Source organism: Bacillota bacterium (assembly GCA_018333655.1).
GTDB lineage: Bacteria > Bacillota > UBA994 > UBA994 > UBA994 > BS524.
This window is the reverse complement of record JAGXTJ010000013.1, coordinates 23,393-32,000: the sequence shown is the minus strand read 5'-3', so window position 1 is coordinate 32,000 and position 8,608 is coordinate 23,393. Positions and strand designations below refer to the sequence as shown.

The window sequence follows — 8,608 nt, the reverse complement described above, 5'->3', positions numbered from 1 at the left end:
CTCCCCTTTGTATTGTTTTGTTTGGCGATTAAACAATACCACAAAAGGGGTTGCCTTTTCGTTTTATTCTTTTAAGTTAAGCTATCGCGACAGCGATTTCGTTCTTCTTCTCTCCTGCTTCCTGCTTCTTGCTTCCTGCTTCTTGCCTCTTGCTTCCTGCTTCCTGCTTCTTGCTTCTTGCTTCTTGCTAACTAAGCTTTTCGAGTACGTCGCGCAGGGTAGGCAGCCCGATTTCTTGCAGTTCGTAACGCACGCGCGTGCTAGGCTGCTTGATAGTGAGGATACGGCGCAAGTCGATAGGAGTGGCGATAAGCACCACATCACACGGGCTTGCGGCGATGGTTTCTTCGAGCTCTTTCACTTGCTTAGCACCGTAGCCCATGGCTGGGAGTAGGGCGCCCATGTGGGTGTAGTTCTGGAACACGGTCTTAATGGTACCCACGGCGTAAGGACGCGGGTCAACTAGGGTCGCACCTAGCTTGTGTGCCGCCATAACGCCTGCGCCGTAAGCCATCTCACCATGGGTGAGAGTAGGGCCGTCTTCGATGACTAAGACGCGCTTGCCGCGCACTAGTTCGACATCCTCTACGGTAATGGGTGAAGCTCCATCAATGACGATGGCCTTGGGGTTAAACTTGGCCACGTTGGCACGCACCTTGTTTACACCGTCGGGATGCGCGGTCTCAATCTTGTTGATGACGATGACATCCGCCATGCGCAAGTTAGCCTCGCCTGGATGGTAGAGCACTTCGTGGCCAGCGCGATGCGGGTCAACTAGGGTTATGTGTACGTCTGGCTGGTAGAAGGGAGTATCGTTGTTGCCGCCATCCCACACGATAACATCGGCTTCTTGCTCTGCTTCACGCAGTATGCGACCGTAGTCAACGCCAGCGTAGACGACAATACCACGGTCAATATGGGGCTCAAACTCTTCGCGCTCTTCGATGGTGCATTTGTGATAATCTAGGTCGGCATAGGTGGCAAAGCGTTGGCACGCTTGCAGAGTGAGGTCGCCATAAGGCATGGGGTGACGTATGGCCACGACTTTCTTGCCCATGGCCTTTAGCGTGTCGCACACTTTGCGCGTGGTCTGACTTTTGCCCACGCCAGTACGCACGGCACAAACGGCCACCACTGGCTTGCTTGACTTTATCATGGTTTGCTCTGCGCCGAGGAGGCTAAAGGTAGCGCCACAGGCGATGACTTCGGAGGCCTTGTTCATGACATAAGTATGGGGGACGTCGCTGTAGGAAAAGACAACCTCGTCCACCTTGAGCTTCTTAATTAGGTCGCGCAATTCGCTCTCGGCATATATGGGGATGCCCGCAGGGTATGACTTGCCGGCGAGAGCCGCCGGGTATACTCTGCCGTCGATGTCGGGTATCTGTGTCGCGGTAAAGGCCACTACCTCTACGGTGTCATTTTCGCGGTACATAACGTTAAAGTTATGAAAGTCGCGACCGGCGGCCCCCATAATCAGAATGCGTCTTTTCTGCATTGATACTACCCCCTTGATTTACGTGTAAGTCTTTTATGTTTGAACGTGGAGCTTGTTGGCAGACTACATGACCAAGGCCATAATGGCTTTTTGCACGTGGAGGCGGTTTTCGGCTTCGTCCCAGACCACCGATTGCGGCCCGTCGATCACTTCGTCCGTCACTTCTTCATTGCGATGCGCAGGCAGGCAATGGAGGAAGAGAGCGTCGGGCTTGGCGAGCTTCATGAGATTTGCGTTGACTTGGTAGGGCATAAGAGCCTTGACACGCGCGGCATGCTCGGCTTCTTGACCCATGGAAGCCCATACGTCGGTGTAGATGACGTCGGCATTGCTGACGCCTTCTTTGACGTCGGAGGTTATGACCACCTTAGCCCCAGTCAGGAGGGCGTCTTCTTTCGCTAGGCGCACGATGTTTTCATCAGGCTGGTAGCCGGAAGGAGAACAAATCGTGACGTCAAGCCCCATCTTGGCACAACCAAAGAGGAGTGAATGCGCCATGTTGTTGCCATCGCCGATGTAGACGAGCTTGAGGCCTTGCAGGCGGTTCTTTTTCTCCCAGATGGTGAAGAGATCGGCGGCCACTTGGCAAGGATGCAGCAAGTCGGTCAGGCCGTTAATAATGGGAATGCTGCCGTACTTGGCTAGATCAATAACGTCTTGGTGGGCGTAGGTGCGTATCATGATGCCATCCACGTAGCGCGAGAGTACGCGGGCGGTGTCGGCAATTGTTTCGCCACGCTTAAGCTGCAAATCATTAGCGGACAAGAACAAGGCGTAGCCGCCTAGTTGCCACATCCCCACTTCAAAAGAAATGCGAGTGCGGGTAGAGGCCTTTTGGAAGATCATGCCCAGGGTTTTGCCCTTTAGAGGTTGAAAGGGTTCACCCATTTTTTGCTTTAGTTTCATCATTTCCGTGGTCTTAAAGATCTGCCATAGTTCCTCTTGGGTAAAGTCGTGCAGCGAAATAAAGCTTCTTCCTTTTAGTGTAACACTCATGTCTTTTCCTCCCTTGTCTTTTATTTATGCAAGATGGTTCCGGCTGTGCCTGCTATAGCAGAGCCGGCCATTGCGAGCGAAGTAATGATGGACCTCTTGCCCCCGTCCTCGATAAAGCGCAGGGCGGCTAGCATCTTAGGGCCCATGCTTCCTGCGGCGAAGTGACCTTGGCTCTGGTAGGTCTTGGCTTCGTCTAAAGTGATGGTGCCGAGGTTCTTTTGCTCAGGTGTATTAAAATTAATAGCCGCTTGGGGCACGTCGGTGAGAATCATGAGAGTATCGGCCTTGACGTCACAAGCTAGACGCTCGCCCGCCAAGTCTTTATCGATAACTGCTTCTACACCTATGTACTGACCATTTGCTTCTACCACGGGGATACCGCCCCCGCCGCTCGTGACGACAATGGCCCCCGCATCAAGCAAGCTCTGTACCGCCGTCTTTTCTACTAGACCAATGGGGTCAGGCGAGGGCACTACCCTACGCCAGCCGCCCCGAGCCTTGTCTTCTTTCATGGACCAACCTTTTTCGGTGCTGAAACGAGCCGCGTCCTCAGCACTATAGAACGACCCGATAGGCTTAGTAGGCGACTTAAAGGCGGGGTCGTTGGCATTAACTAGCACTTGCGTAACAATACTCACTACAGGCCTAGCGATACCCCGCTCCTTAAGGATATTGGCCAAAGATTGCTGTATCATGTAGCCAATTTGACCTTGCGTGGCCGCTCCGCACATATCTAGGGGCATAGCGGGCACTTGCTCTTTCGCGATTTCGTTTTGCAGCAAGACGGCTCCTACCTGGGGTCCGTTCCCGTGGGTGACGACCACTTGGTGGCCCGCCTCCACTAAGTCGGCAACCGCTAAGCAGGCGGCATGCACATTGGCCCGCTGCTCCTCGACCGTGCCCTTTTGCTTAGACTGCAAAATGGCGTTGCCGCCAAAGGCGATAACAATTCTTTCCGACATGTTGTTCCTCCTCATCGACAATGAATTCGTAGATTACGTCACTATCATCCTTTATACGGGAAATGTCGCATCTTGTCCTGCTTCGCCGCAAGATTCGTCAAAATTTCCCGGGAAATACGCGGCGATATTTTAAACGCGTTTTATGTCGAGATCTTGTCGCCACTCACCTGACATAGACTTTTTTCACATAGGGTGAGGTTGCCGCCGCCAAGAGAGCGCCATAGCTAGGAATAAAGGAAACGTGGTCCCCCACGGCTAGGTGCGGTGCCAGGGTGGTATCAAGTATAAGGTGATCACTGCTGCCCCCTAGCACTTCGCAACCAGGCAGGAGCGACTGGAGGCCTTCGGGCACGGTATCCTGGCGACCAATATCTAGGATGGCCCGTGTGCGCCGACCCCGATCTACAAAGGTTGGCACATTGCCAAAGGCATCTTGTCCTATGGTGCCGTGCGGCACCGAGGGCTTGTCTTTGAGCTCGATAATCTCGGCTGTGATAAGGCAGCAGTCTAAGTATGCCCCCGGTATAGGCTCGCGACTTATAGTTTCGCGCCCGAGGATGATGCCCTCACCTATACGCAGGTTGTTAATGCCAGGGCCCATGTTTTTATGGGCCAATAAGGAGAGGCTGCTAGAATTGCCGCCAGAGACGAGCATGGGCCTGCCAAGGATTGCTTCTGCCTGTAGTGCGAGCCGCCGCAACACTGCTTGATTAGCCGCCTCGGGGACAACGCCCCCAAAGCAGGCCAAATTAGTCCCGACACCGATAATTTCAAGGTGCGGCAGCTGCTTGACTTCGTCTAGCAGAGCACCAAAATCATCTGGCCACACGCCTTCGCGCAGGTCGCCGACGTCTACCATCAAGATTACTTGGTGAGCTCTACCGGCCTCTTTGGCAGCCGCATTTAGTGCCTGGCAGGTCGCCAGCTCTGAATTAAGGCTGATGTCGGCCAGACGAACTACGTCGCGCGCCGCGCTCGGAGTCGGAATGCGCAGCAAAACAAAGGGGCCTAAGACGCCCGCCTCTCTCATGCGCGCGATGTTTTCAAGGCGCGAATCAGCAATTGCGGCAGCCCCGGCCTCGAGAAATACCGCTGCCACAGCCGCCTCGCCGCAAAGCACCTTTGTCACCGCATAGACGCTGACGCCCTCTGCCGCTGCCGCTTGGCAGATAAGGGCGGCATTGTGGGCTAAGCGCCCTAGATCAATCGTGAGATATGGCATTGCTACTCCCCCACTCCAAACTATCGAGCATTAACTGCGTTGCCGCTGCCTCGTACTCCTGACTGAGCACCCCGAGCACAGCCATATTGTAGTGCCTGTCGATGAGGACGCGATAATCCCTAGGGTACATTTCGTGCTTGGCGGTTACTCGTAGCGCACTCTGCAATATTTCCCGCGCGCCGCGAAGCTTGGTCAGTGGCCCGCCTGTACCCACTACCGACTTAACGGCGGTCAGGTCCTTGCCCTCGGCGACGAAAACTTTGCCGCCCGGCCCATAGAGGTGCTTAATGCGCCCCACATGGCGGCCTAAGGCCGTGTGCACGGCTTTCTGGGTTAAGAGGTGCAAGACACGCAGTTCTTCATCGCTACGTGGCAGAGGACCCCAAGCAGACATGGTCCGAGCCAGGTCTACCCCTGCTTTTTCGGCCTCAAAAGGGGTCACCAGCTCTGCGACACAATTAGCGTTTACGTAGACCCCTAAATCACCTTCCACGGTGCGTTTGGCCACCGGCTCAGGGCTGTGCGCTAAGCGCGCTAGCTCCTCGCTGCCCACTGTCACGGAATGAACATCGGTGGTCGCTCCGCCCACGTCGAGCACGAGCAGGTCGCCAATCTGCTGGTAGAGCAATTCGGCCGCGCGCATCACCGCGCCGGGGGTAGGCAATATGGCTCCCTCCACCATTTCGCGTAGGCGCTCCATGCCCGGTGCGTGCACGATATGCTCCTCAAAGACTTGTTGTATGGCTCGCTTGGTCGGCTCGATGTTAAGCTCGTCAATGCGTGGGTAGACATTATCCACCGCCAACACTCGCTTGCCCTTCGCGCGTAAAATAGAGGTCACTTCTTCGCGGCAGGCGATGTTGCCCGCGTACACAATGGGGGCAGAGAGCGGCAGCAGGGCGAGCTTTTGCGCATTGGCGATGGCTGTCTGCCGCTCGCCGTAGTCCACCCCCCCGGCGAGGAGTATAATATTAGGCTTCACGGCGACTAGCTGCTCTAGGTTTGACGCCGTGAGTTCCCCCGCCGTGATTAACTTGACGATGGCGCCTGCGCCAAGAGCTGCTTCGCGCGCGGCGCGCGCCGTCATATCGTAGGCTAGGCCATGTACAGTCATGCGTAGCCCCCCGGCGGCGCTACTTACAGCTAGCATGCGCTGCCAAGTCAACTGTGCACCAAGGCGCGTTTTTAAGTCGGCTATAGCCAGAGACAGACCAAGGTTAACATCTCCCGCGAGGACAGAGGTAGGTGCCATGCCCTGCCCAAGGAAGCGCGGCGAGGCGGTGTTTAGCCCCATAAAGGCGTTGACGACGGTGGTGGTGCTGCCTATCTCCGCCACGAGGACATCGGCAGCGACTAGGCTCAACTTAAGCCACGCTCCCGGCGATTCTTAACCATGAAGCTGGTCACATGTATGCCCTTGGTACCGCGGCCGAAGCCGGCATCAAGGCCGCATTCCACGGCTATCTCATTGGTCACTTGCGTGCCACCGCCTAAAACTATGAGCTTGTCACGCACGCCCTTTTCTACACAGAGGTCATGCAAGCGCCGCATATTGATGCGGTGTATGTCGGAGTGAGTGATGATGGTAGAAATAAGGATGGCGCGCGCATCAAGCTCGATGGCGGCATCTACCACCTTATCGATGGGAACTGAGGTGCCGAGGTAGTGGCACTCCACGCCGTAACCTTCTAAACCGCCGTGCTTGATGTCGATAATCTCGCGCAGACCAACGGAATGCTCATCTTGCCCTACGGTGGCAGCCACCACGCGGAGCGGCTTGGCGTGCACATCGGCGCGTACTTCGTCGGCACTGAGTACGACTTCTTCCTCAGGTAGGCGCAAAGAACTAGGGTCGACAAAGGCATTTAGCTTGCCCTTAACTTCGAGGTAGGTTCCTTCTGCCTGCTGCATGACCTGCTTGTGTATGACTTGCGGGTCAGTAAGGTTCATCTGTTTAGCGAGTTCAAGGGCGCTAAAGTGAGCTAGCCTAGGCTCGGCAGGTAAAAACATCTGCACATTGACGATGCCATCCCCCGCCCACTCTACCTCTGGCTTGATGAGCCCTTGCTCGCGCAATTCGGCCGTCTCGGACAGGCGGCGATTAGCATTATCCCACTCGTCGAGCTCGTCGATGTAGGCGACTTTTTCTTCCACACACAGGGTGCAGCCAGCGGTCGGCTCGCATGCCGTGCTGTACTCTGCAGGAACATTGTTGTAGCCAAAGTGAACGCAGACCGGCGCAAAGTAGTCGCTATCGCGCGGCACGATAGTATCGGCGGCCACTCCGCGGTCGCTCTTACGTACAATGCCGTCGCCATTACGCTCCGGATAGTGGCCGCTATCGACAAAGAAGCCGGCCTCGACAGCGTTAAAGTAGCCGCCCACTTCAAGCATCTCTTCCATAAAGAGGACCGCCCGCTCCTTGAGCTCGCGTACTCTTGTCCCGAGGACGCCCTCGCGCTTAATCTCGACCATGTCGAGGAGGCCGTCAAGAGCAAGGAGTGCCTGCTTGGCGGTGGCTACGGCACTGATATTGTTGTAATGCCAGGGCACATTGCGCCCTTCGTCGGGCGTAATGGTGCTTTGGATATCTACAGAAGTCAGGCGCGAGATAAGCAGGTTAAGGGTATGGGTGACGGTCGCCTCGCGCGTATCTGATTCGATGTACTTGGTGTTCATTTGCGCCCTCATGCGATAGCCCTTAAAGAGTTCGCGCAGAGCTACGGCATAGGGTAGGTCATACTGAAAGGCGGGCACCGGCGCAGCACAAGGCGGCACGGTAGAGAGACAGATGTTGCCTGGGTCCATGCCGACGAGCCTCGAGTAAGAGCTATTAAGGGCATGCTGTACGAGGAGCTCGGGCATGACCTTGTAGCCTTCGCGAGCCGTAGCGTTGGCATTGTGCGCGCCGTCTATTTGTGCCATGCCGGCGCTCGCCATCAGTTTCTTGGCCACGGCCGCGTCGACGAAGCTACGATACATATTCACATTTCGGTAAAGCACATTGTACTGCGGGTCTTGGTGGGCGCCATTCACGCCTTCTTCCACAAAGAGTACGGCAATCTCTGGCCCAGCCACGCCAGATACATAGGAGTGGAGGTTGATAGGCCGCCCTACCTCGTCTTCAATTAGGTCTAGTGCTTTGCGCGAGGCGCGGATTTGCTTACGCGTGATGGGCACGCCACCCACGCCCTCCGGAGTTCCCTCAATAAGGCCATCGTAGTGGCTTTGCCCCGCCGTGCGAATAACCATAATGTGGTCAGCCCCATGCCAAGCGGCCATGCGCATGCGCCTAATGTCGTCTTCAAAGCGGCCGGAGGCAATCTCGGTGGTGATAACGCAATCGGGCTGGGGGTCTATGCCACCGAAATGCTTGGCAGCAGGCAGGGGGATGCTCTGGGTGAGATTCTCGGAGGTCTGCTGATATTTAAGATTGTTGATTACTTGCTGAGGCACCTTGGTGCGCCAAGTCCATCCTTGGCGGCGAGGACGGTAGCTTGCTAAGTTCTCGAGAATGGCGGGGACATTTATTTTTTCGTTTTTTACCAGCTTGTCCATTAGCGCGCGCCCCCCTTGAAATGTTGCACTGCTTGCTCGCCGCCCTGTAGCGTCATAAGTTTGTCCGCTGCCTCATTGATAGAACAGCTGTTTAGCTTGGCCATGGCCACCAGTACATGCCCAGCGCCCTTACCCAAGAGGCCTAATTCCATAACGCGTTTAACTAGGGAGCCCGCCTCGACAGAAGAAATGCCCATGCGCAGGAGAACGGATCTTTCGATGGAGGGAGAAGTATGTTTTTCGGCTAGGTCGACTAGGGGCTGCATAATTTTGTCCGCGAGGAACCAAAAACGTTTTTCTAGCTCGGCCTCGCTAAGCACCGCGAGGTGTTGACGGCGTGTGGCAAAATCATCGCTACGCTGCATAAATTGC

The 8,608-nt window shown here is 55.7% G+C and carries 7 protein-coding genes; all 7 read right to left on the bottom strand.

Annotated features, from left to right (window positions below; genetic code table 11):
• Nucleotides 1-187 precede the first annotated feature (187 nt).
• On the bottom strand, nt 188-1,498 hold the full coding sequence (locus KGZ92_03205; protein MBS3888297.1) for a GTPase: 1,311 nt from the start codon (nt 1,496-1,498) through the stop codon (nt 188-190).
• A gap of 63 nt (nt 1,499-1,561) precedes the next feature.
• On the bottom strand, nt 1,562-2,494 hold the full coding sequence (argF, locus tag KGZ92_03200) for an ornithine carbamoyltransferase (GenBank protein ID MBS3888296.1): 933 nt from the start codon (nt 2,492-2,494) through the stop codon (nt 1,562-1,564).
• Nucleotides 2,495-2,514: 20 nt separating this feature from the next.
• On the bottom strand, nt 2,515-3,456 hold the full coding sequence (gene arcC, locus KGZ92_03195; protein MBS3888295.1) for a carbamate kinase: 942 nt from the start codon (nt 3,454-3,456) through the stop codon (nt 2,515-2,517).
• A 163-nt stretch (nt 3,457-3,619) separates the two neighbouring features.
• Nucleotides 3,620-4,678: an alanine/ornithine racemase family PLP-dependent enzyme gene (locus tag KGZ92_03190; protein MBS3888294.1), complete on the bottom strand. Its 1,059-nt coding sequence runs from the start codon at nt 4,676-4,678 to the stop codon at nt 3,620-3,622.
• A complete protein-coding gene (locus KGZ92_03185) occupies nt 4,659-6,041 on the bottom strand; it encodes a glutamate mutase L (protein MBS3888293.1) in 1,383 nt (460 codons plus the stop codon). Before KGZ92_03185 ends, KGZ92_03190 begins: the two co-directional genes overlap by 20 nt.
• A complete protein-coding gene (locus tag KGZ92_03180) occupies nt 6,038-8,236 on the bottom strand; it encodes a cobalamin-dependent protein (GenBank protein ID MBS3888292.1) in 2,199 nt (732 codons plus the stop codon). The genes KGZ92_03185 and KGZ92_03180 overlap by 4 nt, the downstream gene beginning before the upstream one ends.
• Nucleotides 8,236-8,601, bottom strand: coding sequence for an ornithine aminomutase subunit alpha (locus tag KGZ92_03175; GenBank protein ID MBS3888291.1), 366 nt, complete (start codon nt 8,599-8,601; stop codon nt 8,236-8,238). Before KGZ92_03175 ends, KGZ92_03180 begins: the two co-directional genes overlap by 1 nt.
• Nucleotides 8,602-8,608: the final 7 nt, after the last annotated feature.